The organism is Hahella chejuensis KCTC 2396 (genome assembly GCF_000012985.1).
Lineage (GTDB): Bacteria > Pseudomonadota > Gammaproteobacteria > Pseudomonadales > Oleiphilaceae > Hahella > Hahella chejuensis.
The window spans coordinates 5970358-5996045 of record NC_007645.1; the positions used below are offsets into that span (position 1 = coordinate 5970358).

Annotated in this window: 24 protein-coding genes; 6 read left to right on the forward strand and 18 right to left on the reverse strand. The window is 54.8% G+C overall.

Going from position 1 to position 25688, the window contains the following annotated elements; genetic code table 11:
- Entirely contained in the window at positions 1-582 is a 582-nt protein-coding gene (locus HCH_RS26245; protein WP_011399560.1) for an LON peptidase substrate-binding domain-containing protein, read from the reverse strand.
- Between the two features lie 217 nt (positions 583-799).
- Here HCH_RS26245 and HCH_RS26250 point away from each other — a divergent pair, with 217 nt between their 5' ends.
- Positions 800-1657, forward strand: a complete 858-nt coding sequence (locus HCH_RS26250; protein ID WP_011399561.1) for a potassium channel family protein — start codon at positions 800-802, stop codon at positions 1655-1657.
- Here the strand turns inward: HCH_RS26250 and HCH_RS26255 are convergent.
- A complete protein-coding gene (locus HCH_RS26255) occupies positions 1654-2919 on the reverse strand; it encodes an HDOD domain-containing protein (protein ID WP_011399562.1) in 1266 nt (421 codons plus the stop codon). The two genes, HCH_RS26250 and HCH_RS26255, sit on opposite strands and share 4 nt — an antisense overlap.
- A gap of 167 nt (positions 2920-3086) precedes the next feature.
- On the opposite strand from HCH_RS26255, the gene ilvD reads away from it, so the two are divergent.
- Positions 3087-4931: a dihydroxy-acid dehydratase gene (gene ilvD, locus HCH_RS26260; RefSeq protein WP_011399563.1), complete on the forward strand. Its 1845-nt coding sequence runs from the start codon at positions 3087-3089 to the stop codon at positions 4929-4931.
- Between the two features lie 112 nt (positions 4932-5043).
- Here ilvD and hrpB read toward each other — a convergent pair whose 3' ends face one another.
- The 5 genes from hrpB to HCH_RS26285 are packed head-to-tail and all read right to left on the reverse strand — an operon-like array spanning position 5044 to position 10453.
- The gene (gene hrpB, locus HCH_RS26265; protein ID WP_011399564.1) at positions 5044-7509 is read right to left on the reverse strand and encodes an ATP-dependent helicase HrpB; all 2466 of its coding nucleotides are present in this window, start codon (positions 7507-7509) and stop codon (positions 5044-5046) included.
- 11 nt (positions 7510-7520) lie between these two features.
- Positions 7521-8018 (reverse strand): dihydrofolate reductase, encoded by a 498-nt coding sequence (locus HCH_RS26270; protein ID WP_011399565.1) that lies wholly within the window; start codon positions 8016-8018, stop codon positions 7521-7523.
- Positions 8019-8029: 11 nt separating this feature from the next.
- On the reverse strand, positions 8030-8824 hold the full coding sequence (gene thyA / locus HCH_RS26275; RefSeq protein WP_011399566.1) for a thymidylate synthase: 795 nt from the start codon (positions 8822-8824) through the stop codon (positions 8030-8032).
- Positions 8825-8834: 10 nt separating this feature from the next.
- Positions 8835-9656, reverse strand: coding sequence for a prolipoprotein diacylglyceryl transferase (gene lgt / locus HCH_RS26280; RefSeq protein ID WP_011399567.1), 822 nt, complete (start codon positions 9654-9656; stop codon positions 8835-8837).
- Positions 9653-10453 (reverse strand): sulfite exporter TauE/SafE family protein, encoded by an 801-nt coding sequence (locus HCH_RS26285; protein WP_011399568.1) that lies wholly within the window; start codon positions 10451-10453, stop codon positions 9653-9655. The genes lgt and HCH_RS26285 overlap by 4 nt, the downstream gene beginning before the upstream one ends.
- A 118-nt stretch (positions 10454-10571) precedes the next feature.
- Here HCH_RS26285 and HCH_RS26290 point away from each other — a divergent pair, with 118 nt between their 5' ends.
- The gene (locus HCH_RS26290) at positions 10572-11360 is read left to right on the forward strand and encodes an NRDE family protein (RefSeq protein ID WP_011399569.1); all 789 of its coding nucleotides are present in this window, start codon (positions 10572-10574) and stop codon (positions 11358-11360) included.
- On the opposite strand, the gene HCH_RS26295 is transcribed toward HCH_RS26290, so the two are convergent.
- The 3 genes from HCH_RS26295 to pomA all read right to left on the reverse strand — a co-directional run bounded on the left by HCH_RS26295 (position 11302) and on the right by pomA (position 13768).
- Complete coding sequence (locus HCH_RS26295; RefSeq protein ID WP_011399570.1) at positions 11302-11889, reverse strand: PilZ domain-containing protein; 588 nt, start codon at positions 11887-11889, stop codon at positions 11302-11304. The two genes, HCH_RS26290 and HCH_RS26295, sit on opposite strands and share 59 nt — an antisense overlap.
- 125 nt (positions 11890-12014) lie before the next feature.
- On the reverse strand, positions 12015-12995 hold the full coding sequence (locus HCH_RS26300; protein WP_011399571.1) for a flagellar motor protein MotB: 981 nt from the start codon (positions 12993-12995) through the stop codon (positions 12015-12017).
- A gap of 14 nt (positions 12996-13009) precedes the next feature.
- Positions 13010-13768 carry a flagellar motor protein PomA gene (gene pomA / locus HCH_RS26305; RefSeq protein ID WP_011399572.1) on the reverse strand — a complete coding sequence of 253 codons (759 nt, stop codon included), beginning with the start codon at positions 13766-13768 and terminating at the stop codon, positions 13010-13012.
- A 246-nt stretch (positions 13769-14014) separates the two neighbouring features.
- On the opposite strand from pomA, the gene HCH_RS26310 reads away from it, so the two are divergent.
- From HCH_RS26310 to dxs, 3 genes are all read left to right on the forward strand, one after another.
- The gene (locus HCH_RS26310) at positions 14015-14293 is read left to right on the forward strand and encodes an exodeoxyribonuclease VII small subunit (RefSeq protein ID WP_011399573.1); all 279 of its coding nucleotides are present in this window, start codon (positions 14015-14017) and stop codon (positions 14291-14293) included.
- The gene (locus tag HCH_RS26315; protein WP_011399574.1) at positions 14277-15176 is read left to right on the forward strand and encodes a polyprenyl synthetase family protein; all 900 of its coding nucleotides are present in this window, start codon (positions 14277-14279) and stop codon (positions 15174-15176) included. The genes HCH_RS26310 and HCH_RS26315 overlap by 17 nt, the downstream gene beginning before the upstream one ends.
- Before the next feature lie 133 nt (positions 15177-15309).
- Positions 15310-17241, forward strand: a complete 1932-nt coding sequence (dxs, locus tag HCH_RS26320) for a 1-deoxy-D-xylulose-5-phosphate synthase (protein WP_011399575.1) — start codon at positions 15310-15312, stop codon at positions 17239-17241.
- A gap of 80 nt (positions 17242-17321) precedes the next feature.
- Here dxs and ribA read toward each other — a convergent pair whose 3' ends face one another.
- The 8 genes from ribA to HCH_RS26360 all read right to left on the reverse strand — a co-directional run bounded on the left by ribA (position 17322) and on the right by HCH_RS26360 (position 25557).
- Positions 17322-17945, reverse strand: coding sequence for a GTP cyclohydrolase II (gene ribA / locus HCH_RS26325; protein WP_011399576.1), 624 nt, complete (start codon positions 17943-17945; stop codon positions 17322-17324).
- Positions 17946-18077: 132 nt separating this feature from the next.
- Positions 18078-19064 (reverse strand): GTP 3',8-cyclase MoaA, encoded by a 987-nt coding sequence (gene moaA, locus HCH_RS26330; RefSeq protein WP_011399577.1) that lies wholly within the window; start codon positions 19062-19064, stop codon positions 18078-18080.
- A 105-nt stretch (positions 19065-19169) separates the two neighbouring features.
- Positions 19170-19421, reverse strand: a complete 252-nt coding sequence (gene moaD / locus HCH_RS26335) for a molybdopterin converting factor subunit 1 (protein WP_011399578.1) — start codon at positions 19419-19421, stop codon at positions 19170-19172.
- A 3-nt stretch (positions 19422-19424) separates the two neighbouring features.
- Positions 19425-19904 carry a cyclic pyranopterin monophosphate synthase MoaC gene (gene moaC / locus HCH_RS26340; RefSeq protein ID WP_011399579.1) on the reverse strand — a complete coding sequence of 160 codons (480 nt, stop codon included), beginning with the start codon at positions 19902-19904 and terminating at the stop codon, positions 19425-19427.
- A 21-nt stretch (positions 19905-19925) separates the two neighbouring features.
- A complete protein-coding gene (gene mutT / locus HCH_RS26345; protein ID WP_011399580.1) occupies positions 19926-20330 on the reverse strand; it encodes an 8-oxo-dGTP diphosphatase MutT in 405 nt (134 codons plus the stop codon).
- 21 nt (positions 20331-20351) lie between these two features.
- Entirely contained in the window at positions 20352-21572 is a 1221-nt protein-coding gene (gene argJ, locus HCH_RS26350; protein WP_011399581.1) for a bifunctional glutamate N-acetyltransferase/amino-acid acetyltransferase ArgJ, read from the reverse strand.
- A 5-nt stretch (positions 21573-21577) separates the two neighbouring features.
- Complete coding sequence (secA, locus tag HCH_RS26355) at positions 21578-24304, reverse strand: preprotein translocase subunit SecA (protein WP_011399582.1); 2727 nt, start codon at positions 24302-24304, stop codon at positions 21578-21580.
- Positions 24305-24621: 317 nt separating this feature from the next.
- Positions 24622-25557, reverse strand: a complete 936-nt coding sequence (locus HCH_RS26360; RefSeq protein WP_011399583.1) for a M23 family metallopeptidase — start codon at positions 25555-25557, stop codon at positions 24622-24624.
- Positions 25558-25688 lie beyond the last annotated feature (131 nt).

Sequence of the window (25688 nt, forward strand, 5' to 3'; positions counted from 1 at the left end):
CTATTCCGCCAGGGCGTGGATAAGGTACCGGATTTGCTCAAGTCGGTAGACGGGGTCCTCCAGAGTCAATAGATACTGTTTATCCTCCATCGCCAGCGGCAATAGCTCCACTAAGCGCCACCCCACATCGCGGGCGTCATGAAAATCCACGCTCATGCCCAGCGCCTGAATGACCGGATGACGCAACAGGTCCTCCAGGAGGTCCGCCAGTTCGGAATATTGCTCGGGGGTTTCCGTCGGGGTCTCCAGACCTAGCGCCTCAACTTTCGCCACATATAACCCATCACTTTGCCGATGCGCCTGAGATATGCTCACCTTGCACTCCCCTTCCGCAGTGATTCCTAAAAAACCATTCGGCAACTGCTGGAAATCGACGACCCTTGCGTAAGAGCCGACATCAAAGAAAGTGCATTCGCCACTCGCTTCCTTGCCGTTTTTGATCAGCACAATGACAAAGCCTTCGTGAGATTTCAGGCACCGGCTGATCATAGACAGATAACGTTGTTCGAAAATCTGCAGTGGCAATCGCCCCTTGGGGCACAACACAGAATTCAGCGGAAATATAGGGAATTCTTTCGTCATTATCACAGCATCCCCCCCGTTAAGCCGGGGAACAGCGCCCGTCTGTTCGCCTTGCGTCGCTCCTTACGCGCCAAAGCGGCCTAATCTCAGATATTAGACCGCCTATGTGAAATGGCAAGTTACTGAAACAAAAGGCCCTGACTTGCATCGCCACGCTGGCTATATTTGTTTCATAAACATGAAACAACACACCAAGCAGAGTTAGCCCAAATCCAATATGTCTTTATCCGACCGCCTCCCTATTGTCACCGGCCTTGCCGGCGTATCCGTCACTGAGAATTCACGCGCCAGATTCTGGGGACAGATTTTGGAGTGGCCGATGATGATGCTGGCGATCTGGATCATCATTGAGTGGTATTTACAGGCCAACGACGAACTGTCCGGCGAAGCGCTACTCATCACTGACTGGCTGATCTGGCTTTTCTTCATCGTGGAAACCCTTCTGCTCACCGCCCTGGTGGACAAAAAAACCTATTACCTGCGCAATAATTGGGTCAATCTGATCATCATTCTGTTCGGCTGTCCCTTGATCTGGTGGTTCTCACCGCTGGCTGGCGCGTTGCGCACCCTGCGTTTATTGGTCATGTTCAGCCTGTTGCTGCAGATTTCCGGCACGGCGCGGCGCCTTTTATCTCGTCATAACCTGGGTAACACGCTGTTTATCGGATTTATCGTGATTATCATGGCGGGGTTTATCATCGCTGGACTTGATCCGGCCATTGAAACGCCTTGGGATGGAGTCTGGTGGGCATGGGTGACGGTGACGACGGTCGGCTATGGCGATATTGTGCCGACCAGCACTGTCGGCAGGCTATTCGCCTCCTTTTTGATTCTTCTCGGCATGGCGTTGTTTTCATTACTGACAGCGGGATTTTCCGCCTTCTTCGTCTCTCAGGATGAAAAAGACCAAGTACGCCGCGACCTGGAAATTCTTAACAAGTTGAACGATCTGGAAATGAAGATGGAGCGGCTGGAGCGCCACCTCACCGTGTTGGCGGAGGAAGTTAACGTCAAAAACAATGGCCGTCCCGATGCGACGGAAGACCTGGACACCCGAGAAACGCCAGACGTTTAGTCCATCAGCAAACGCCGCACGCTGTTGATTTCCTCTTCCGCCATTTGCAGCACCTGCAGGCTACGCTGCGGCGATAGTTCGCCCAAGGCCAGTTTATGGAAGGCGGGAACCTGATCCAGCGGCGGTATGGAACCGTGCTCCGGCTTACCAATGTAAGAATGTATCTGCGCCACAATCACCAGATCCGCATAGGTAGGCGTTTCCTGGCCGGAGTCGTACATGTAGTCCTCAGCATGACGCGCCGCCGCTACGAAGGCGTCGGGGAACTCCCAACTCTCCAGCAAGGCGCAGCCGATTTCCTGCCGCAGCTCCATAATCAGGCTTTCCAGCATGTCCTCGTGAGTCCGCAGCGCCGGATGCTCTTCCGCATACATAATCACCGGCACCACGCCGATGTCATGAAGAATACCCGCCAACAACGCCTGCTCCGGTTTGATTCCCGGCGTCATGCGCGCCAGCACAAACGAGATCGCACCAACATCGGAAGAGTGGCGCCATAGCTTGGTCATGCGTTTTTGCAGCATAGCGTTCTTGCTGCGGAAGATTTCCCGCAGCGTGAAAATCGTGATCAGCTGTCGCGTGGTATCCAGCCCCAAACGCACCACGGCGTCCTCGCAGCACTCAATTTCCTTGAAACCTCGGTACAAAGGGCTGTTGGCGGAACGAATCAACTTCGCCGTCAGTACGGGATCGCGCACGATCACCTTGGCGATATCGTTGAGGTGAAAGTTCGGCTGCTCGGTGACATGGCGAATACGCATCGCCATGTCCGGCAGACTGGGCAAAGTCAACCGGTGCGCATTCAGGTCCTGATAGAACGAGGTGACCAGTGAGTAGGCGGGATGCTCCGTGCGGTCCACCTGCGACACACCTTCGCCAATCTGGTAATCCAGCGGCGCGTCCTTCAGCATGCGGGTCAGGGTCGGCTGATCCACCACCAGCATCACACAAGGCGATTTCGCTTTGACTTCATAGCGGCGCGGCTGCAAATGCGCGATGGGCTGTCGCGCCGCCTGCGACGCGGCAGCGATCAACGCCGTGCGTCCATCCTCCGCCGTCAGCGCGACTTCGCCTTCCAGCAAAAAGTAGTCATAACTGTCCTTGCTCCCCAAGTCGAGAATCTTGGCGCCTTTGGAGAAGCGTCGATAGTCCGCTCGCGAGGACAAAACCACCAACTGCGGGTCGGATAGCTTGGCCAGTAGAGAAAAGTGCTTCAGTCGCGACAAGTTGGAGCTTGCCTGATCAAGGGATTCTGATGACATGGGAGGCGCATTCCGGTTGGCTCACACTCTACAGTAGCAAGTCTAGACCTATATCCAAAATGCAGCGACCCAGATCGGCAAAAGAATTTATGGGGTCAGGCAAGTTTGCTATCCTGTAGCCGATGAGTGCTTTTCGTTAGCTGTTTTAATAACCACGGAGTATAACCATGCCCGAATACCGCTCCAGTACCACTACCAAAGGCCGTAATATGGCTGGGGCTCGCGCTCTTTGGCGCGCCACCGGTATGAAGACCGAAGATTTTTCCAAACCCATTATCGCCGTAGTGAACTCTTTCACTCAGTTCGTTCCTGGGCATGTTCATTTGAAAGACCTGGGACAACTGGTGTGTCGGGAAATTGAAGCCGCCGGCGGCGTTGCGAAAGAGTTCAACACCATCGCGGTGGACGACGGCATCGCCATGGGGCATGACGGCATGCTGTACAGCCTGCCTTCCCGGGAAATCATCGCCGACTCTGTGGAATATATGGCTAATGCGCATTGCGCCGACGCCTTAGTGTGCATCTCCAACTGCGACAAGATCACTCCCGGAATGCTGATGGCGGCGCTACGCCTGAATATTCCAGCTATTTTCGTCTCCGGCGGCCCGATGGAAGCCGGTAAAACCAAATTGTCCGAGCACAAACTGGACTTAGTGGACGCCATGGTGATTGCGGCGGACTCCAGCGCCTCCGACGAATTGACCGAAGAATATGAACGTTCCGCTTGCCCGACTTGCGGCTCCTGCTCCGGCATGTTCACGGCGAACTCCATGAACTGTCTGACTGAAGCCATCGGCCTGTCCCTGCCCGGCAACGGCACCACGCTGGCGACTCACTCTGATCGTGAACAACTATTCCTGACTGCAGCGCGCCGCATCGTCGACTTGACCAAGCGCTACTATCAAGACGAAGACACTTCCGTATTGCCGCGCTCCATCGCCAGCTTCAAGGCCTTTGAAAACGCCATGACTCTGGACATCGCCATGGGCGGCTCCACTAATACCATTCTGCATCTACTGGCGGCGGCTCAGGAAGCCGAGGTGGATTTCAGCATGACCCACATCGACCACCTGTCGCGGAAAGTCGGCCAGTTCTGCAAGGTCGCCCCCAACACGCCGAAATATCATATCGAAGACGTGCATCGCGCCGGCGGCATCATGGCGATTCTAGGTGAACTGGATCGCGCCGGACTGCTGCATACCGACGTCCCCACGGTCCACAGCGACACCATGAAAGACGCATTGGATGCATGGGATGTCATGCGTAATAATGATCCGGAACTGCACAAGTTCTTTAAAGCCGGTCCGGCTGGCATCCCGACCCAGCAAGCATTTAGCCAGTCCACACGCTGGTCATCGCTGGACCTGGATCGCGAGAACGGTTGTATCCGCAGCGCCGAACACGCATTTAGTAAAGAAGGCGGTCTGGCGGTGCTGTACGGCAACATCGCCGAAGACGGCTGTATCGTAAAAACCGCGGGCGTCGATGAAAGCATTCTGTTGTTCAAGGGCAAAGCCAGAATCTTCGAAAGCCAGGACGACGCCGTAAAAGGCATTCTGAACGACCAAGTGAAAGAAGGCGACGTGGTGATCATTCGCTATGAAGGCCCCAAAGGCGGACCGGGCATGCAGGAAATGCTGTATCCCACCAGCTACCTGAAATCCAAAGGCCTGGGCAAGGCCTGCGCCCTGCTCACCGACGGCCGTTTCTCCGGCGGCACCTCCGGTCTATCCATCGGCCATTGCTCTCCGGAAGCAGCGGCGGGCGGCGCTATCGGTCTGATTGAGGAAGGCGACGAGATCATCATTGATATTCCCAATCGCGGCATCAACGTCAGTCTGACGCCGGAACAGCTCAAAGCGCGTCGTCAGGCGATGGAAGCCAAAGGCGCCGACGCCTGGAAGCCGGCTCAGCCTCGTCCACGTAAAGTCACCACGGCGCTGAAAGCCTATGCGCTACTGGCGACGTCCGCCGATAAGGGCGCTGTGCGCGATAAAGAGTTATTGAAGTAATCTGATATCGCCCTACCAGTGCGGAGCCAGTCTCCGCACTGGCTTCACATTGACGGCGCGTCTAAAACAACTCTGCCTCCCCTCACCAACGCGTCCTTCATTGCTTAATCTTTCAGAACTGTTGCTTCTTGGTTCCCTGCTTGGCTTCCGCCGTCAGAGGATCTTCCGGCCAGGGGTGTTTGGGATAACGGCCGCGCATGTCTTTACGCACATCCGGATAGCTATTGCGCCAGAAACTGGCTAAATCGCTGGTGACCGCCAGCGGTCTTTGCGAAGGCGATAATAAGTGAATCACCACCGGTACTCGCCCACCAGCCACTCGTGGCGTTTCTGTCCAGCCGAACAGCGCCTGCAGTTTGGCGGCAAGCACCGGGCCATTCTCCGCCCGGTAATCCAGAGTGACCTTCTGTCCGGTAGGAATCGTCAACACAACCGGCGCCTGGGCGTCGAGAGTGTGTTGCGCAGTGTAGTCAATCAAGGTTTTCAGGGCCGACAGCACGTCCAGTTTTTGCAGTCCTGCCCAGTTGGATACGCCATTGAGGAAGGGGCCAAGCCAGTTTTCCAGCTCAGCCAACAGCGCATCATCGCTAAGGTCAGGCCATGCGTCAGGCTGCTGTTTGCGCATCAGGCCGACGCGCGCGCGCCACTGCCGCGCAGCGTCGCTCCATGGCAGGCTGTCCAGTCCTTTGCGGCGCACAGCGGTCAGCAGCGCCTCTCTGATCAACTCAGGGCCTACGGCAACTGGCCGCTCTTCCAAAATCAACGCGCCTAACCGTTTGACTCGGCGCGCTACTACCGCGCCTCGCTGATCGTCCCAATCCGCCATGTCTTCCGTGACGATATGAGCGCTCAGACCCATTTCAATGTCAGCGGGGTTCAAAGCCGCCGCCAAAAATATTCGAGACTCCCGCGCCTGCCCATCAAGATCGGCGGCGACCAGCCAAGTCTCCCGACCCAGCGGGTCTTCTTCCGCCAACGCCGCCCCACGTCCATTGCTGAGCTGATAACGGGGACTGGAGCCTTGGCGCCGCCGGGCGATGCGATCTGGATAAGCGAACGCCAGTAAACGGCCGGCGGCCTCAAGCCCCAGGTCATCCCTGGCATTTCCATTGACCAGTTTGCGCGTATCCTGGCGTACGCTTTCCAAGCGCCGGCGATCCAACTTGGCGCCTTTGTACTCCCCACGCAGGGCTCGCACTCGCTGCTGCAGGTCCGCGCCGACATCGCGCCCCAGCAAATCCCGCTCTCCCAGCAGCGCTGCGACTTCCGCCGCAAGCACCGGCGCGCCTATCGCTTTCCCCATCACCACCATATGCGCCAAACGGGGGTGTATGCCGAATTCACGCAGATTTTCCCCGTGAGAGGTGATTGCGCCCGTCTCATCCAACGCGTCCAGCCATCGCAGCGTATCTACAGCTTGACGCCAGTGCGCCTTCGGCGGTGGGTCCAGCCAGACTAGATCCTGTGGCTGACGCGCTCCCCATTGGGCCAACTCCAGCACTAACGGAGCCAGATCCGCTTCCAGTATTTCAGCCGGTGTATACGACGCCAGCCCCTGTTGCTCCGTCTCCGACCAGAGGCGATAACACACCCCAGGCTCCAAACGCCCGGCGCGACCTTTGCGTTGCTCCGCCGACGCCTTCGACACTCTGCCTGTTGAGAGGCGGGTCATGCCGCTGTTGGGATCAAATACCGCCCGTCGCTGCAGACCGGCGTCTATCACTACACGCACGCCTTCAATGGTCAAACTGGTCTCTGCAATAGCGGTGGCGAGAACCACTTTTCGCTCGCCCTCGGCGCAAGGCAGAATCGCCTGATCCTGCTCTTCTGCTTTAAGGTTGCCGTACAGAGGCGCTAATCGCACTCCACTTGGCAAATGCTCCGCCAATAAATCATGAGCACGCCGAATTTCACCAACGCCCGGCAAAAACACCAACAGCGAGCCGCTTTCCTCCGCCAGCGCCTCTCGCACCACTGCGACAACTTTTTCCACCGGTCGCTGCTCTCGTTGTAGAGGGCGATAGCGCACGTCCACTGGATAGGCGCGACCTTCGCTGGTCAGCACTGGCGCATCATCCAGCAGTTTCGCAAGGGGGGCGGAGTCCAACGTCGCGGACATGACCAGCACCCGCAAGTCTTCGCGCAGCGCCTGCTGACTCTCACGCACCAAGGCCAAGCCTAAATCCGCCTGCAAAGAGCGCTCGTGAAATTCATCGAACAGCACCGCTGCATAGTCTTCCAGGGCGGGATCAGATTGAATCAGGCGGGTCAAAATACCTTCCGTCACCACCTCGATACGGGTATCGGCGGAGACTTTGGTGTCCTGGCGAGTGCGATAACCAACCCGGCGTCCAACCGGCTCTCCCAGTTGCTTCGCCATATAGCGAGCGGCAGAGCGCGCCGCCAATCGACGCGGCTCCAGCATTAGAATTTTGCGCTCACCGCGCCAGGGCGAATCCAGCAGCGCCAGAGGAACCCGAGTGGTCTTACCGGCCCCTGGCGGGGCCTGCAGCAGAACAGTGGAGTGAGCTTCCAGGGTGGTGAGAAGCTCGGGGATAATGTGATCGATAGGGAGCATGAACTGAGGCGTTATGATCGCTCAAAGACAACAAAATCATGGGGATACTGATTTTTCTCATCCGCCGGGTGCGACTCGCGAGATGTTTCACGCCAGTCAGCGAGGTCAAGCTCAGGGAAGAACGCATCACCCTGCACGGAAGTCTTTACTTCCGTCAGATAAACGCGTTGCGCGGCAGCCAGCCCTTGCCGGTACAATTCCGCGCCGCCAATCAGCATGACTTCTTCCGCCTGCTCCCGCGCCGCCAGAGATACCGCCTCATCCAGAGAATGAGCCACATTGACGCCATCGTGACGCCAGTCTTTATTACGGGTCACCACAATGTTGGTTCTGCCCGGCAGCGGACGCCCAATCGAATCGAAGGTCTTGCGGCCCATGATAATCGGCTTGCCCATAGTGACCTGCTTGAAATACTGCAGGTCGTTGGATAAACGCCAGGGCAGCGTATTTTCCACGCCAATAGCGCCATTCTCAGCACGGGCGACAACGATTGATAACACTACGCTCATATCTTTGCTCCTTAAACCGCTACCGGCGCTTTGATATGAGGATGCGGGTCATACCCCGTAATCTCAAAATCTTCAAATTCATAGTCAAACAGCGACGCAGGCTTGCGACGAATCTGCAATTGCGGCAGCGGGCGTGGTTCACGATCCAGTTGTTCTTTTGCTTGATCTAGGTGGTTGTTGTACAAGTGGACGTCGCCGCCGGTCCAGATGAAATCTCCCACATCCAGATCGCACTGCTGCGCAAACATATGTGTCAGCAACGCGTAGCTGGCGATATTGAAAGGCACGCCCAGGAAAATATCAGCGCTGCGCTGGTACAACTGGCAGGACAAGCGTCCTTCCGCCACATAAAACTGGAACATGGCGTGACAGGGAGGCAGCGCCATTTGGTCCACAAACGCCGGGTTATACGCCACCACCATATGACGGCGGGAGTCCGGGTTGCGTTTGATCTGCGCCAGCACATTGGAAATCTGATCAATATGCTCGCCATTCGGCGCCGGCCAGCTGCGCCATTGATAGCCGTAAACGGGCCCCAGGTCGCCGCTTTCATCCGCCCACTCGTCCCAGATGCTGACGCCATTGTCCTTCAGATATTTGATATTGGTGTCGCCATTCAGAAACCACAGCAATTCATAAATGATCGAACGCAAATGCAACTTCTTGGTGGTCACCAAAGGAAACCCCTGTTGCAGATCGAAGCGCATCTGGTAACCAAATACGCTACGGGTGCCGGTGCCGGTGCGGTCGGTTTTGACGGCCCCTTGTTCGCGCACGTGGCGCATCATGTCGAGATACTGTTTCATATAACGTCTACTAACTCCGCGCCGCTTTTGCTTCCGCCCCATACACGGTGCGGCCATAAATAATGAAAGCCACCCCAATCACAATCATCGGGGTTGATAATACCTGCCCCATGGTCAGCCAGTCCCATGCAAGGTAGCCTAACTGCGCATCGGGTTCGCGCACAAACTCCACCAGGAAACGGAAGCAGCCGTAACATAGCAGGAACAGGCCGGAGACGGTCATGCGCGGGCGGGGTTTGGCGGAATAGAACCACAGGATCAAAAACAGGGCGACGCCTTCCAGAGCGAACTGATAAAGCTGTGAGGGATGGCGCGCCAAGTGTGATGGATCGCGCGGAAACACCATGGCCCAGGGGACATCAGACGCCCTGCCCCATAACTCACCGCCGATAAAATTACCCAAACGCCCTGCGCCCAAACCGATAGGCACCAGCGGCGCGACAAAATCCGCCACCTGAAAGAATGAAAGTCCCAATGAACGACCGTAGACCCACATGGCGATAATGACGCCGATCAGTCCGCCGTGGAATGACATGCCGCCAGTCCAGACTTCAAACAACCAGAGAGGATCATCCAGAAACTGCTCGAAATTATAGAAAATGACATAGCCAACGCGCCCACCCAGCACAACACCCAGCGCGCACCAGAATATCAGGTCAGCGACCTGCTGCTCCTTCATAGGCGCATGCGGCTGATGCGAACGGTGTTTTCCCAACATCCAGGCTGCGGCGAACCCCAGCAGGTACATCAACCCATACCAATGCACGCTTAGCGGCCCAACGGAAAAAGCCACCGGGTCGATATTCGGATAGTCAAACCAACGTTCTGTCACAATTGTCCCCACGCTTGATATAGAAACCGGCCGCCCACAATAAACAGCAGCACTGAGAAAATTCGTTTAAGCACGTCTCCGGGCAGACGATGAGCCAACTTGGCGCCCAGGCTCGCGAACGGCATGCTGGTTATCGCAATGCCCGCCAGCGCAGGCAGGTAGATAAACCCCAGACTATATTCCGGCAACGCCGCTTCGCCCCACCCTTCCCAGATATTAGTAATGGCGCCCATTAACGCAATCGGCAAACCGCAGGCGGCGGAGGTGCCCACCGCCTGTTGCATGCGCACGTTACACCATGTCAGATAGGGCACCGACAGAGAACCGCCGCCGATGCCGAAGATGGCGGACGCCCAACCGATACCGCCGCCCACGCCGACCAGAACGCCACTCCCCGGCAGGCTTCGATGGGGCTTTGGTTTCAGCGCCAGAGCCATCTGCACGCCGATGGTAATGGCGAAAATCCCGATTACCAGCTTCAATTGCGCCGCCGGCATCAACGAAGCCGTCTGCGCGCCCAACACCGCGCCAACCATCAGCCCCACCGCCATGGGACGAAATACGCGCCAGTTCACCCCTTGCTTCTGGTGGTGCGCGCGAATCGAATTAATTGAAGTGAAAATGATTGTCGCCAGTGACGTACCGACAGCCAAGTGCGTGGCGACGCTTGGGGCCACACCCTGCAGTTCGAAGCTGAAAATCAATGCGGGGACAATAATCAATCCGCCGCCGATGCCGAACAGTCCGGCCAACACTCCCGCTAGCGCGCCCAATGCCAAATACGCCAGGAATACCATTTCGCCCCCAAAATAGGATCAGGCCACTCCGCCCGGAGCCCCGTATAAAGAAGGTGGTATGATACATAAATTAAGGACTCTGTGCTTTTCCAATTCCACGCACGTCTGGGAGCAAGCTATGTGCCTACTATTTGTCGCTTACCAAGCGAATCCCCGGTTTCCGCTGATTGTCGCCGCCAATCGCGATGAGTTCTATGCCCGTCCCACCCAACCTCTGACGCAATGGCCTGAACGCCCGCGCATCTATGCGGGACGCGACTTGCAGGAAGGCGGAACCTGGATGGGCGCGACGACGAACGGTCGTTTCGCCGCCGTCACCAATCACCGTTCCGGCCCCCGCGAAGCCGCGCAGCTATCCCGAGGGGCCCTGGTCAGGAGCTTTCTGGAATCGGAATTATCCGTGGGTGACTTCGCCGCCGCCTTGGAACCGACCAGCCAGTCCTACGGCGGCTTTAACTTGATGATGCTTGCAGGCTCCACTCTGGCTTACTTCAGTAATCGCAAAGAACCTCAATATCAACGCTTAACGCCAGGGGTGTACGGTTTGAGCAACGGATTATTGAATACGCCATGGCCGAAATTGACCGCGGGAAAACGCCGGTTCATCTCCGCAATGACAGAGCCGAATCAGGATGAGCTCTGGGCGTTACTGGCGGATGACGCCGCCGCGCCGGACTATCTACTGCCGGATACCGGCGTAGGCGTTGAAGCGGAGCGGTTGCTTTCTTCCGCTTTTATTACCTCGAAGGACTACGGCACCCGCAGTAGTACGCTGTTGCTGCATGATGCAAGCGGCGTCACGCAGATGTGGGAAAAAACATTCGAGAAGGGCGTATATCAAAGTGAGGTCAGTCTTTCTTTTCCTTCTCCTCTCGCCGCTCCCGCAGTTGCCGGGTCTGACACTTGAGGACATGCTGAATCAGGATTTCCTGATTCTGCTCTTCAATGTCCGTAAAGTCCGCTCGCAGGATAAAGCCGTCTTTGTCCTCATCGTCCGCTCTGGGCTTGTCGCAGGCGATAACGAGCGCACGCAGGGACATGGAGATATTGCTGGGATATAAGATCATATGGAGTTGCAATGTCACGCCGACGTCCAGGCGATCATCCACAGGAAAAGCGATTCCGCAGGCGCTGAGATTGACCCGTCTGGCCCGCCGGGGTTCTGACCAGACGCCATCGTTGCGGCTCTCCAGAGTAAGCGCCAGGTTGATCTTGCGGTTGAACAGCTCAAGCATGTGAGCCAAGCCGGCGTTCGCCGCCCGCATGCTCTCCAGCGCTTTGGAGATATCATTCTCCAAAGTCAGCAAAGAAGCCGAACTAACATGGGATGCCGATGACTCTTTCTCCGTGGCCTCCCCTCGCTGCAACACCCGATACGCCAAACCTACTGTATCGCTAATTCGAAAGAAGCGACGTCTTTCAGCTAACTCAGACATAGATTCTCACCCGCGCTCATACGCCAATATTCTCATGCGCGTCCTGCTACTCTGCTCCCATCATGTCTCTTTCTATTTATACGCTCTCACCCGGTCTAATGCGAACCGTTCAGCAAGTCGCCAAATCAGAATATTTCGTCCGGAGCCAAGCCTTGCCATTCCTCAGATTGATCGCTGGGCAGAATACCAGGGGCGACGTCTCTCGCCTTTTGGATCTCTTTCTTGGTCTCATCATCCAGAGGTTGTTGCAATATAATTTCCACCCGTCGATTGCGGGCGCGGTTTTCCGCCGAATCGTTCGGCGCCAGGGGCTTGGTATCCGCGTAACCGGCGATGCTGAAACGGGAGGGCTCCAGTTCTCCCGACTCAAACAATGCATGGGCTACTTCCAGCGCCCGTGCCGCGGAGAGATCCCAGTTGGAACGAAACCGGGCTGTGCGAATGGGAATACTGTCTGAATGCCCTTCCACGGAGATACTCCCTTCCATGGACTTGAGCAATTCCACCAGCTTGTCTATCACGGGATAAAACTCAGGATTCAAATCCGCGGAGCCGCTACTGAACGAGCCTTTTTCCTGCACGCGGATGACAATCTTGCGCCCCCGGGTTTCCACTTCCACTTGATTGTTGCGGACTTCCGACTCCAATGCGGAAGCCAGGGTAATGGCGTCGTTCTCCGTCTCCTCCACCAACATCTTGATCTTTTCCAACACAATGTCGCTAAGTTCTTCTCCTTGAACCTTCGGGCATTCTTCCTGTAGTGCGTCCGCCACCTGTTGCTCGCAGAGCTGCTCCAGATTGGGCAAATCCATTTCGGTTTGCTGCATGATAGTCTGCAGTGGAGTTGGATCAGGTTTACCAGGACTGAATTCCTGGGCGATGATGCTGGTCCCTTTGGGAATGCTGTCCACATTGACGATAGCCTGCACGCCGAAGGCTTCCCGCATGGAGCCCGCCAGCCTCTTGAACTTGAGCGCGTCCATCTCTGAGAAAGACAACAGCAGCACAAAGAAACACATCAGCAAGGACATCAAATCGGCGAATGTCGCCATCCAGGCGGGCAGCCCGGGAGGACATTCGCATTTTTGCTCTTCTTCGTCACTCATTGGCGCAACTCCCGTCAGGCTTCTTCAGTCTGACGTTTACCTTCAGGCAGATAGGTGCGCAGCATGGTTTCAATCACACGTGGGTTCTGTCCCGCCTGAATCGCCAATAGAGCGTCGATGATCATGGATTTGATCTGCTCTTCCTCTCCCATTCTCAGTTTCAATTTATCCGCCACCGGAATAGCTATCATATTCGCCAACATGGCGCCATATAACGTGGTCAGCAGCGCCACAGCCATCGCAGGTCCAATGGACTTTGGATCATCCATATTCGACAGCATCGCCACCAGACCGATCAGCGTCCCTATCATACCCATTGCGGGAGCAACATCTCCCATTGCTCCGAACACGGAAGATCCTTGCTTGTGTCTGTCTACAGTGAGATTACGGTCCTTGGTCAGCAGCGCTTTGACGACATCGCCGTCATGGCCGTCAATCAACAGCTGTATTCCTTTAGACAGGAATGCGTTGGGAATTTCTTTACCTTCCAGGGAGAGCAGGCCGCCTTTTCTGGCTGCATCAGCCAGCTCAACGACCTGTTCAATTAATTCTTCGGGCTTATCCAGCTTGAACATAAAGGCCTTGGCCGCCACCTTGCCAGCGCTCAGGAACTGACCGAGAGAGAACTTCATCAAAACAACCAAGAGTGTGCCGCCAAATACGATAAGCAGCGACGGCACATCAACAAACATTCCAATTGAGCCGCCTAACATCATCGCCATCGTAACGATAGCCAAACCGCCAATGAGGCCCAAAAGCGTAGCTAAATCCACAAAGCGCTCCTTTACGGGTGGACAGTACAGAATAAACCCAGAGGACGCCGACGCAAGAACAGGCCGCGCCGGGCTTCCCCAAAAGTATAGACAGGGAATTTAAAAACTGCTGACTTATCCGGGTGTTAGTTTGGTGAAGGAGACGCCTGTCAAGCGGAGCCCGGCTGAATTTTAACGGCGACAGATTGACCCTGACGACGCTCTCAGGTAGGGTGGCTCTGCGCTAAAACCCGGCATAAGAATACGATGACTGAAAAAAACGCCAACTCTGATGTCAGCCAGTCCGCCAGCGGCTCCACACCCGATTTTGAAGATGCGTTACAGCGTCTGGAAACCCTGGTGAGAAAGCTGGAGCAAGGCGATCTTAAACTGGAAGAAGCTCTGGTCGCTTTTGAAGAAGGCGTCCAACTCACTCGCCATTGCCAAACCGCCTTGCAAACTGCGGAACAAAAGGTTCAACAGTTAATTGAAGAGCGCGGAACCCCGCTAACCAAGCCTTTTGACCAGAATGACGCCGAAGACTGATTCTCTCGACGATTTTTTCCAGCGTAACCGCGCCCAAATTGACCAAGCCCTAGCCAATCTGCTTCCCGAGCCGGAAGGCCCCAAGGCCAGGCTGAATGAGGCCATGGGGTATTGCGTGCTTAACGGCGGCAAACGAGTGCGTCCTTTATTGCTGCTCGCCACTACGGAAGCCCTGGGCGGCGATCTGCAACAGGCGCTGCCCGCCTGCTGCGCGGTAGAACTGATCCACGCTTACTCTTTGGTGCATGACGACTTGCCCGCTATGGATGACGACTCCCTGCGCCGGGGCAAACCCACCTGTCATATCGCTTATGATGAAGCCACCGCCATCCTGGTCGGGGATGGCCTGCAAACTCTGGCGTTCAGCGCTTTAACCGAATCCTCCGGCGCCTCAGCGGAAAGCGTGCTGCAAATGGTGCGGGAACTCGCTCGCGCCAGCGGACATCAGGGCATGGTAGGCGGACAGGCTATCGATATTTACTCAGAAGGCCATACGCTCAAGCTTGAAGAGTTGGAGCGCATGCATTTAGAAAAAACCGGCGCGCTGATTGAAGCCAGCATCGTACTGGGCGCCTTGGCCAGCGGACGGGCTGACGCTGAATGCATAGAAGGCTTACGCCGTTTCGCTCGCGCTATTGGTTTGGCGTTCCAGGTCCGTGACGACATCATAGATGTAGAAAGCGACACCAGTGTGCTGGGCAAAACCGCCGGGAAGGACGCCGAGCGCAACAAACCTACGTACACGTCACTATTGGGCCTTGAACAAGCGAAGCTAAAAGCGCTCCAACTGCATAACGAAGCTCTCAGCCAGTTGCAGGCGTTGGGATTACAGAACTCCCGGTTGCAGGATCTTGCCAGCTTCATGATAGAGCGCACGCATTGATCGCCAATTGCCCGTGTTCTCCAACCCAACATCGCTTATAATGGCCGATTGCTTTTATAGGCAATTTTTTTTGCGTCCGAGGCTTATGATCCGGCGGCTAATCCCTTAGAACCGAGCGACTACAACTGCAAGAATGCAAAAACCATACGTATTTCAAGAAATTCCAGTGCATCGGCCCAATACGCCGTTGCTCGACAAAATCGACTCTCCGGCCCAGCTGCGCCTTCTCAATGAAGCCGAACTCCTGCAGTTGGCGCACGAACTACGTGCATTTTTGCTGTACAGCGTAGGCCAATCCGGCGGCCACTTTGGCGCGGGCCTGGGTGTAGTGGAGTTAACCGTAGCTTTGCACTACGCCTTCAACACACCGGAGGACCGACTGGTTTGGGATGTGGGGCATCAAGCTTATCCCCACAAAATTCTTACCGGCCGCCGTGAGCAAATGCTCACTATTCGGCAAAAGGACGGTCTCGCCGCTTTTCCCCGCCGCGAGGAAAGCCCTTACGATACCTTTGGCGTCGGCCACTCCAGCACCTCCATCAGCGCCGCGCTGGGCATGGCTATCGCCGCCCGCTTGCAGAACCAGCCGCGAAAAGCCATCGCTGTTATCGGCGACGGCGCCATGACCGCTGGTATGGCGTTCGAAGCCTTGAATCACGCCGCCGACACCAAGGCGGACCTGCTGGTGATTCTGAACGACAATGACATGTCTATTTCTCGCAATGTCGGCGGTTTATCCAACTACTTCGCCCGCCTTCTGGCGAGCAAGACCTACAACCAGATGCGCGACAGCGGCAAGCGCGTCCTGCAGGGAGCGCCAAGCCTCATGGAGCTGGCGCGCAAGACGGAAGAACACTTCAAAGGCATGGTCGCTCCCGGCACCCTGTTCGAAGAGTTGGGCTTCAACTACATCGGCCCCATTGACGGCCACGATTTGCCTCGTTTGGTTGAGACCCTGAACAACATCAAGGAGCTGAACGGACCGCAGTTCCTGCATGTCGTCACGAAAAAGGGCAAAGGCTTCGCCCATGCGGAAAGCGACCCAATAGGCTATCACGCCATCAATAAAATTGAACCCAAGCCCAAGGTGCAAGACACCGCCAAAGCGCCTAAAAAGCCGCGTTACTCCAATATTTTTGGTCAGTGGTTGTGCGACATGGCGGAACAGGACGCCAGCTTAGTAGGCATCACTCCCGCCATGTGTGAGGGCTCCGATCTTATTGAGTTTTCCAAACGTTTTCCGGAGCGTTATTACGATGTCGCCATCGCAGAGCAGCATGCAGTGACATTAGCTGCAGGCCTGGCCTGCGATGGCGCCAAGCCGGTAGTGGCTATTTACTCCACTTTCCTTCAGCGGGCGTATGATCAACTCATCCACGATGTCGCAATCCAGAACCTGGATGTGCTTTTCGCCATCGACCGTGCTGGCCTGGTCGGCGAAGACGGTCCTACCCATGCAGGCAGTTTCGATCTTACCTTTCTGCGCTGCATCCCCAATATGCTGATCATGGCGCCTTCGGATGAAGATGAAACCCGTAAAATGCTAACCACGGGATACCAATACACAGGCCCTGCTGCAGTCCGCTACCCAAGAGGCAACGGACCAGGCGCCGACATCAGCCCAGGATTGGAATCCTTGGAGATTGGGAAAGCCAACCTGCGCCGCCGCGGCGCGCAGACTGTCATTTTGAACTTCGGCGCCTTGTTGCCTGCGGCCTTGGGCGTGGCGGAAGAGAGTAATTTCACCGTCGTAGATATGCGATTCATCAAGCCCCTGGATCAAAATATGATTCTGGAAATGGCGGGAAGTCATGACCTTCTGGTGACGCTGGAGGAGAACTGCATACTTGGCGGCGCGGGTAGCGGCGTGATTGAATTTCTCGCTTCCCAGGGCATCGCCATGCCCGTGTTGCAACTGGGTCTTCCTGATGAATTCATCGAACACGGCAAGCCAGCCGAACTGCATAAAGAAGTCGGTTTGGACGCCCAAGGCATCGCCAACGCAATCAAAAAGCGCCTAAAGAGTTTGAACCTGGCGTCGCCCAAGACCGGCACTAGCGCCTGAAAACGCAAACGGGGCGCAGTTTGCGCCCCGTTTAACCTTTCCCAGGACAATCCTGAGTTCTGTTTTAATTCTCGACTCTATTACTTCGCAGCGACAACATAATCATCGTCTTGGTGTGTCGTCAGCAAATGCCCCAACTTGCCAGCTTTAGTGGCCAGGTAGTTGCGATTATGAGGATTTCTCCCCACTTCCAGAGGCACTCTTTCAACGACCTCAATACCCAGCTTCGTCAGTGAATCAACTTTGCGCGGGTTATTCGTCATCAAACGAATACGACTGATGCCCAAGTGGTACAACATGGGTTTACACATACTATAGTCGCGCATATCCGCCGCAAACCCCAGCTGCTCATTGGCTTCCACCGTATCAGCGCCCTGATCCTGCAGATTGTAGGCGCGAATTTTATTCAATAAGCCAATGCCACGGCCTTCCTGACGCAGATATAACAGAATTCCGCGTCCTTCCGCTGCAATGCTGCGCAAAGCCTCATCTAACTGGTAGCCGCAATCGCAACGCATGCTGAACAACGCGTCTCCGGTCAGGCACTCGGAATGCGTGCGCGCCAGCACCGACGCTCCGTCGCCAATGTCTCCCAATGTCAGGGCTATATGTTCTTTTTGCGTACCCACTTCCTGAAATCCGTGCATGTCGAATACACCAAAAGGAGTTGGCAGTTTGCAACTGGCGACATAGGTGACAGACACTCGATACTCTCTCTAAAACTTGGCGGGGCGGAAATTCTATCAGATGCGTCGTCCCACCCCAACACTTAGACTCATGGGCGCAACCTATGGCGTCAATAAGTTACGCTAATGGTTCGCCACACAGGACTGGCGTCAACCGCCAGTCATATTCATAAAGCGTACGATCTGAGGTTCTTCTTCAAGATCAAAGTAGTGCCGCTCCGGCTTAATCGCCATCGCGTCGACGATTGCCTGCCGTAACTGTTCGGGTCTGCCGCGCAATACTTCACGCAAATCGACGGAATGCTCATTACCCAGGCACAACAGCAAGCGCCCTTCCACCGTCACTCGCACCCGGTTGCATAAATGGCAGAAGTTATGGCTATGAGGAGAAATAAAGCCAATTCTGGATGCGCTGTCGGACATTCGGTAGTAACGAGAAGGGCCCCCTGTATTCTCACTGCAGGGAAGCAATTCGTAATCCAGACTTATGCGCTCACGTAATTCAGCACTGGAGACAAATGAAAGTTGTCGATTATGCTCAGTGATTGCGCCCAGCGGCATTTCTTCAATAAAAGAAATGTCCAGCTTCTGCGCTCGCGCATATCGCACCAGGTCCATGACCTCGTCTTCATTTCGCCCGCGCAAAACCACTGCGTTAAGCTTGATTCTCTCTATGCCGGCGGTTTTGGCGGCTTCAATTCCCGCCAACACCTGCTGCAGGTCCCCGGTGCGGGTCAATTCCTTGAAACGATCGGCATTGAGGCTGTCGAGGCTGACGTTAATGCGCTTGACGCCGGCTTTACGCAGGTCCTTCGCCATTCTGACCAGCTGAGAACCATTGGTGGTCAGGGTTAGCTCATGCAGTCCCTGCAAGCGCCCAAGTTTATCCACCAGCTCCAAGATATTTCGACGTACAAGCGGCTCTCCTCCCGTCAGCCGTAGTTTGTGAACGCCAAGCTCGACAAAAGCCTTGCCGACTTCATAGAGTTCTTCCAACGAAAGGATTTGCTCACGGGGAAGGAAGGTCATGTCCTCCGCCATGCAATACACACAACGGAAGTCACAGCGGTCGGTTACAGACAGCCGCACGTAATTTACTTCACGGCCAAATCGGTCAATCAGGCGGGCTGAAGACATAGCGAGACGACTCCCCCTCAATAACTACTAACTCCATTTATACGCCACCTTCTTTGCCGAAACAAACCCGGCCCAAGCTGGCGACGAACTACTAACGACGCGCCCTCACCCGCCGGTTACTGGCGGAAAGAATGCAACTTCATCGCCATCCACAACAGTCGCAGTCAGCGGCGCCATTTCTTGGTTAATCGCCGCCAGGACATTTCCCTGCTTCAATGCGGACTCTGCACTCGGCAGCTCCGCTATTACTGCATCCAACAACGCGGCCACACTGCTTTCCGCCCCCAACGCAGGAAGCTCCATCTCAGTACAACCAACCTGTTCCCGCAGTTTCGCGAAAAACAATACCTTAATCATTGCTTACTCCTGAACCTGCCAATGCCCGCTGCGTCCGCCCTGTTTCTCCAGCAAACGCACTGATTCAATCACCATCCCTTTATCCACGGCTTTGCACATGTCATAAAGGGTTAACGCAGCCACGCTGGCGGCTGTCAGCGCCTCCATCTCCACACCAGTCTTCGCATCAAGCTTACATATCGCTTCAATGCGTACGACAGAAGCGTTTGCATCCGCTTCCAGATTTACTTTCACTGAAGTCAGATTAAGACTGTGGCAGAGAGGAATCAGGTCAGAGGTTTTTTTCGCGGCCTGGATACCGGCGATGCGAGCAACGGCGAAGACATCGCCTTTCTTGTGGCGACCTTCGGTAATCATGGCCAGAGTTTCCGGCTGCATACGAATTAATGCTTCCGCACGCGCCACCCGGGTGGTCGTCTCCTTATCGGAAACGTCCACCATGTGCGCTGCGCCCTTGTCATCAAGATGGGTGAGTTCAGCCATCCGCACTCCTCACTCAGGTCATTAATTGGCTTGCCGCAGCGCCGCGATGATCTCACGATTAGCGGCGGGAAACGCCTCAGGATCAAGCTCATTCAGATCCAGCCAAGCCACAAACTGGCCTTCACGGCCTTGCGCTTCGCCAGAGAATCGAGATACGCGCCACACATCCAGCAATACATGTTTATCAGGATAGTGATGCTCTATTTGAATCAAAGGGTGCGTTGCGTCCTCAGATATATCCAATTGGACGCCAACTTCCTCAAAAAGTTCACGCTGCAGCGCCGCCAAGACCGTTTCACCGGGCTCGACTTTACCTCCAGGAAACTCTAACAGCCCCCCTTGGTGCAAATGCTCGGGCCTGCGGGCCACCAACACTTTATTATGTTGGTCGAGAATCACCGCAACAGCGACATGAACAGCCTTCATTCTCCGTCTCCGCAACAGCTATCAAGTGCGATATTCAGCATTGATAGTGACATATTCATGGGAGAAATCGCAGGTCCAGACGGTGTCTTCCACTTCTCCGCGGCCCAGATCGACGCGAATAGTAATTTCTTCAAGGTCCATTACCGCTTGTCCAGCCTCTTCCGTATAAGAAGCCGCCCTCGCGCCGCCCTCAACAATACATACTTCATTAAGATAGATATTGATGCGTTCGACCTCCAGGTTCTGCAGGCCTGCACGCCCAACCGCAGCCAGAATCCGCCCCCAATTAGGGTCGCTGGCGAATAATGCCGTCTTAACCAATGGAGAGTGGGCGATGGTGTATGCGACATCAAGCGCCTCACTAAGCACAGCCGCCCCCTGAACATTGACTGCAACGAATTTGGTGGCGCCTTCCGCATCTCTCACAATAGCATGGGCGAGCTGTTGCATCAGACCATCCAGCGCTTCCTGGAACGGTCGCCACAGCTCAGCATTATCCTGAGTAAATTTGGGAGTTCCGGAGCGTCCTGTCGCCACCAGCACGCAAGCGTCATTAGTGGAAGTATCTCCATCCACGGTGATGCGGTTGAAGGACTTATTAGCCGCAGCAGTCAGCATACGCTGCAACAACTCCGGCTCGATATCCGCATCCGTCGCTACAAAGCCCAGCATTGTGGCCATATTCGGCTTGATCATCCCCGCGCCTTTACTGACGCCACTGATATGAACAGCAACGCCATCAATATCAAGACGCATTGTGGCGCCTTTGGGACGGGTATCTGTTGTCATTATGCCTTGGGCGGCTTCAGCCCAGGCGTTGTCACTGAGATTACCCAGAGCGCTGGGCAGCCCTGCTACGATTTTATCTACCGGCAGCGGCTCGCCAATGACTCCTGTGGAAAATGGCAACACTTGCTCGGACGCCACTGCGCCAAGTTGCGCTAGCGTCTCGCAGCATCGCATGGCGTTATCCAGGCCTTGCCGACCAGTGCCCGCGTTGGCGTTACCAGTGTTGATTAACAAATAACGAGGCGCGCTCTCAGCCAAGTGACGCTTCGCCAGCATCACAGGAGCGGCGCAAAAAGCATTGCTTGTGAAAACAGCGGTGGTTTGCGCCCCTTCACATAGCTCAAACACCACTAAGTCTTTACGTCCCGGCTTTTTAATTCCTGCGGACCCAACCCCAATGCGAACGCCCGCAATAGGGTGAAAGTTGGGTAAAGGCGCGTGCCCCACAGCCATCTCAATTACTCCAGGCGACCATGACACTGTTTGTACTTCTTGCCGGAACCACAAGGGCAAGGTTCATTACGACCCACTTTCTTGTGGTCGCGGACATAAGGCGCATCAGAGCCCTCAGCTTGCTCTTCCGCATCAGAATCTTCTTCAGTCGCTTCGGGGTGAGTCGCCTGGGCGCGTTGCATTTGCTGCGCGAGCGCTTCGCGACGACGACGCTCCAACTCTTCCATTTCTTCCTGTTTTTGAACTCTTACATGACAAATAACTCGGACCACATCATGCTTGATGGTATCCAGCATGTTCTGGAACAGTTCAAACGCTTCACGCTTATATTCCTGTTTGGGGTTTTTCTGCGCGTAACCACGCAAGTGAATCCCCATGCGCAGCAGGTCCATATTGGAAAGGTGCTCTTTCCACAAGGTATCCAGGACTTGTAAGAACACCTGTTTCTCAAAGTTGCGCATAACGGATGCGCCAACCACTTCTTCTTTCTCGCGGTAAGAATCGACTACCGCCTGTAGAATTTTCTCGCGCAAGGTCTCTTCATGCAGACGCTTGTCCTCGTCCAGCCATTGCTGCACAGGCAAATCAACGCCGAAATCCGACTCCAGTTGCTTTTCCAGCCCCGGAACATTCCACTGTTCGGCAATACTTTGCGGCGGGATAAACTGGCTGACTGTAGCGCTGACCACATCGCCCCGGATTGCGTCGATCATTTCCGAGATATCATCGGTCGCCATGATTTCATTACGTTGTTCGTAAACCACATGACGCTGATCGTTAGCCACGTCGTCATATTCAAGCAGCGATTTACGAATATCGAAGTTGCGGCCTTCCACTTTACGCTGAGCTTTTTCAATCGCGTTGCTCACCATGCGGTGCTCAATCGCCTCGCCCTTCTGCATTCCCAATGCCTGCATAATATTTTTCACCCGGTCAGAGGCGAAAATACGCATCAGGTTATCTTCCAAAGACAAGTAAAAACGAGTTGAACCAGGATCGCCTTGACGCCCCGAACGACCTCGTAGCTGGTTATCAATACGGCGAGACTCATGGCGCTCAGAACCAACGACATGCAGACCACCTGCAGCGATTACCTGATCATGTCGCTTCTGCCAATCAGCTTTGATTTTAGCGATTTGTTCTGGTGTTGGATCTTCCAACTCAGCGACGTCGGCCTCCCAGTTTCCGCCCAAGACTATGTCCGTCCCGCGACCCGCCATGTTAGTAGCGATGGTGACTGCGCCAGGACGACCCGCTTGCGCAATAACATGCGCTTCACGCTCGTGCTGCTTGGCGTTCAACACGTTGTGAGCAATGCCCTCTTTTTTCAGCATTGCCGACAAATACTCAGACGCCTCGATAGAGGCCGTACCAACCAGAACCGGACGGTTTTGCGTCACAGTGTCCTTGATATCATCAATAACCGCCTGGAACTTCTCATCCACGGACAGGTAAACCAAGTCATTGTAATCGATACGCTTAATCGGCTTATTAGTTGGGATGACAATGACGTCCAAGCCATAAATCTGGCGGAACTCAAAAGCTTCCGTGTCAGCAGTACCGGTCATACCGGCGAGCTTTTCGTAAAGACGGAAGTAGTTCTGGAAGGTGGTGGAAGCAAGCGTCTGACTTTCAGCCTGGATCTTGATGCGCTCTTTCGCTTCAATCGCCTGATGCAAACCTTCGCCCCAGCGACGGCCTGGCATCGTTCTTCCTGTATGTTCGTCGACAATCACCACTTGGCCGTTCTGCACAATATAGTCAACGTCTTTACTATATAAATGGTGAGCGCGTAGCGCAGAGCTAATGTGGTGCAGCAAACCCAGGTTAGTGGCGGCGTAAAGACTGTCGCCCTCTTCCAGCAAACCATTTTTGGTTAACAGCTCCTCCACGTAGGTATGGCCTGACTCCGACAACTCCACGGAGCGACTTTTCTCATCAACAGTGAAGTGACCGTCTACAGGTTGTCCTTCCTCTGGCGGCTCTCCTTTCTTGAGCTGAGGAACCAGTTCGTTGATCTTTCTATACAGCTCAGAACTGTCTTCCGCCGGCCCACTGATAATCAAAGGCGTCCGCGCCTCGTCTATCAGGATTGAGTCAACCTCGTCGACAATCGCAAAATGCTGTCCTCGTTGCGCTTTGTCCGTCAGGCTGAACGCCATGTTGTCACGGAGGTAATCAAAACCGAATTCGTTATTGGTTCCGTAAGTAATGTCTGATGCATACGCAGCGCGCTTGGTTTCGCCGTCCTGTCCACTCACTACAACGCCAACGCTTAATCCCAGATATTCGTACAAAGGCCTCATCCAGTCTGCATCACGACGCGCCAGATAATCGTTTACGGTGACGACGTGTACGCCTTTTCCAGACAGTGCATTCAAGTACACGGGAAGCGTCGCGACCAGCGTCTTACCTTCCCCGGTACGCATCTCCGCAATTTTGCCTTCATGCAGCACCATACCGCCGATCAACTGAACATCGAAATGGCGCATGCCCATCACGCGCTTGCCTGCCTCGCGCGCTACCGCAAATGCTTCTGGCAACAGTTGCTCAAGCGTTTCTCCCTTTTCAAGTCGAGAGCGAAACTCCTGCGTTTTTGCTTTGAGAGCGGCTTCGTCTAATGCGCTGATTGACTCTTCCAGTTCGTTGATGCGTTTGACAACTTTGCCCATGCGCTTAATTTCGCGGGCATTTTTGCTGCCGAAAATTTTCCTGGCGATAGATGAAAACATAACTAACGAAATTACCTGTCTCTTTGAAGCGTTTATGGAGGCTCCGCTCGTGGCGGAATCGCTTACTCGTTACTTTATGGATTTGGAGCCACCTTGCCGAAGGAGATAAAAATTCAGCGGGAGCGTAATTCCAAGCTCCGCATTCTAACCTCAATTTGTTACAGCAATAAAGGGATTAGTACACACTTGTTACCCCTAGTAACAAGCAATGCGCCCAGAGTGGGAATAGAGACGCCGTTATACGGCCAGATAAAAAGCACGGAAAAGTCAGTAATAACAAGGCCTCAACCAGAGTTCAGTTAAGACCTTTAAAAGTGTTACCGGCTTGCGCGATGAATAAATTTTGTGGGATTTGCGGAGCGCCCATCCTGAAGCACTTCGAAGTGTACGTGTGGACCTGTGGAGCGTCCCGTGCTACCCATCTTCGCCAGGACTTGGCCTTTTTGCACCACATCCCCGGTTTTAACCATAAGTTTGGCGCAGTGCGCGTAACGAGTAACAAGCCCCCCGCCATGGTTGACCTCAACCAAATTGCCGTAGCCGAAGCGCTCTTCTGAATGAGTTACAACGCCACCTGCAACCGCAACAATGTCGCTGCCTTCTTTACCTGCGAAGTCTACGCCGGAGTGCCACGCCCGCTTACCAGTGAACGGGTCTGAACGGAAACCATAATGAGAGGACAACCAACCTTTCTTGATTGGACGGCCTGCAACAAACTGCTCTCGCTGAAAGCGCTGATTAACGAACAGTTCATCCATCACACGCAGTTGCTGCTCACGAGACTCCGCTTGCTGTTCAATAGACTCGAGCACTTGCGTTAACATGGGAACAGAGAACGATTGCTCTAAAGCAGGCTCTTCAGGCCCCCCTAAAGCGGGTGACGATTCGAAGTCAAACTCCCCTTCATCCAGACCTGCTACGTCAGTAAGACGTTGCCCAAGCGCATCAAGCCGCAACAGTCTCGCCTGCAACTCTCCCATTCGCAGCGTCAGCGCATCAATATTTTGCTGCGCGAGTGACTTATACGTGCGGATTTCTTCTTTCTGTTGTTTCAGATTCTCCTGCCAAGTCTTAACCAGCTCAGGAGTAATGGAAGCGTCAGATGCGGCGGACTGCCGCCCCAGCCAAAACGCCCCCGCCAGCAACGCAGCCACTAGAGACAGCGCAAGGACCACCGTCAGCACAACCGCGCGCGCGCCCATAGAACGGGCGCGTGACTGACCATGTCCATCTCTCAGGAAGATAATATTCATGCTTTTCCAGGGTTTTGAGTTGCCTGAATTATATAAACGACGGAGGTTATCTAAAAATACTATACTTGTAAATTGTAACAGATGTTGTGATAGTTGATGTCTGCAAATGTAACGAACCTTTAATCTTTGGT

Excerpts from the sequence above, each read along its gene's own strand:
- HCH_RS26245 (WP_011399560.1), bottom strand. The coding sequence starts at position 582 with ATGACGAAAGAATTCCCTATATTTCCGCTGAATTCTGTGTTGTGCCCC.
- HCH_RS26250 (WP_011399561.1), top strand. The coding sequence starts at position 800 with ATGTCTTTATCCGACCGCCTCCCTATTGTCACCGGCCTTGCCGGCGTA.
- HCH_RS26255 (WP_011399562.1), bottom strand. The coding sequence starts at position 2,919 with ATGTCATCAGAATCCCTTGATCAGGCAAGCTCCAACTTGTCGCGACTG.
- ilvD (WP_011399563.1), top strand. The coding sequence starts at position 3,087 with ATGCCCGAATACCGCTCCAGTACCACTACCAAAGGCCGTAATATGGCT.
- hrpB (WP_011399564.1), bottom strand. The coding sequence starts at position 7,509 with ATGCTCCCTATCGATCACATTATCCCCGAGCTTCTCACCACCCTGGAA.
- HCH_RS26270 (WP_011399565.1), bottom strand. The coding sequence starts at position 8,018 with ATGAGCGTAGTGTTATCAATCGTTGTCGCCCGTGCTGAGAATGGCGCT.
- thyA (WP_011399566.1), bottom strand. The coding sequence starts at position 8,824 with ATGAAACAGTATCTCGACATGATGCGCCACGTGCGCGAACAAGGGGCC.
- HCH_RS26285 (WP_011399568.1), bottom strand. The coding sequence starts at position 10,453 with ATGGTATTCCTGGCGTATTTGGCATTGGGCGCGCTAGCGGGAGTGTTG.
- HCH_RS26290 (WP_011399569.1), top strand. The coding sequence starts at position 10,572 with ATGTGCCTACTATTTGTCGCTTACCAAGCGAATCCCCGGTTTCCGCTG.
- HCH_RS26295 (WP_011399570.1), bottom strand. The coding sequence starts at position 11,889 with ATGTCTGAGTTAGCTGAAAGACGTCGCTTCTTTCGAATTAGCGATACA.
- HCH_RS26300 (WP_011399571.1), bottom strand. The coding sequence starts at position 12,995 with ATGAGTGACGAAGAAGAGCAAAAATGCGAATGTCCTCCCGGGCTGCCC.
- HCH_RS26310 (WP_011399573.1), top strand. The coding sequence starts at position 14,015 with ATGACTGAAAAAAACGCCAACTCTGATGTCAGCCAGTCCGCCAGCGGC.
- HCH_RS26315 (WP_011399574.1), top strand. The coding sequence starts at position 14,277 with ATGACGCCGAAGACTGATTCTCTCGACGATTTTTTCCAGCGTAACCGC.
- dxs (WP_011399575.1), top strand. The coding sequence starts at position 15,310 with ATGCAAAAACCATACGTATTTCAAGAAATTCCAGTGCATCGGCCCAAT.
- moaA (WP_011399577.1), bottom strand. The coding sequence starts at position 19,064 with ATGTCTTCAGCCCGCCTGATTGACCGATTTGGCCGTGAAGTAAATTAC.
- moaD (WP_011399578.1), bottom strand. The coding sequence starts at position 19,421 with ATGATTAAGGTATTGTTTTTCGCGAAACTGCGGGAACAGGTTGGTTGT.
- moaC (WP_011399579.1), bottom strand. The coding sequence starts at position 19,904 with ATGGCTGAACTCACCCATCTTGATGACAAGGGCGCAGCGCACATGGTG.
- mutT (WP_011399580.1), bottom strand. The coding sequence starts at position 20,330 with ATGAAGGCTGTTCATGTCGCTGTTGCGGTGATTCTCGACCAACATAAT.
- argJ (WP_011399581.1), bottom strand. The coding sequence starts at position 21,572 with ATGGCTGTGGGGCACGCGCCTTTACCCAACTTTCACCCTATTGCGGGC.
- secA (WP_011399582.1), bottom strand. The coding sequence starts at position 24,304 with ATGTTTTCATCTATCGCCAGGAAAATTTTCGGCAGCAAAAATGCCCGC.
- HCH_RS26360 (WP_011399583.1), bottom strand. The coding sequence starts at position 25,557 with ATGAATATTATCTTCCTGAGAGATGGACATGGTCAGTCACGCGCCCGT.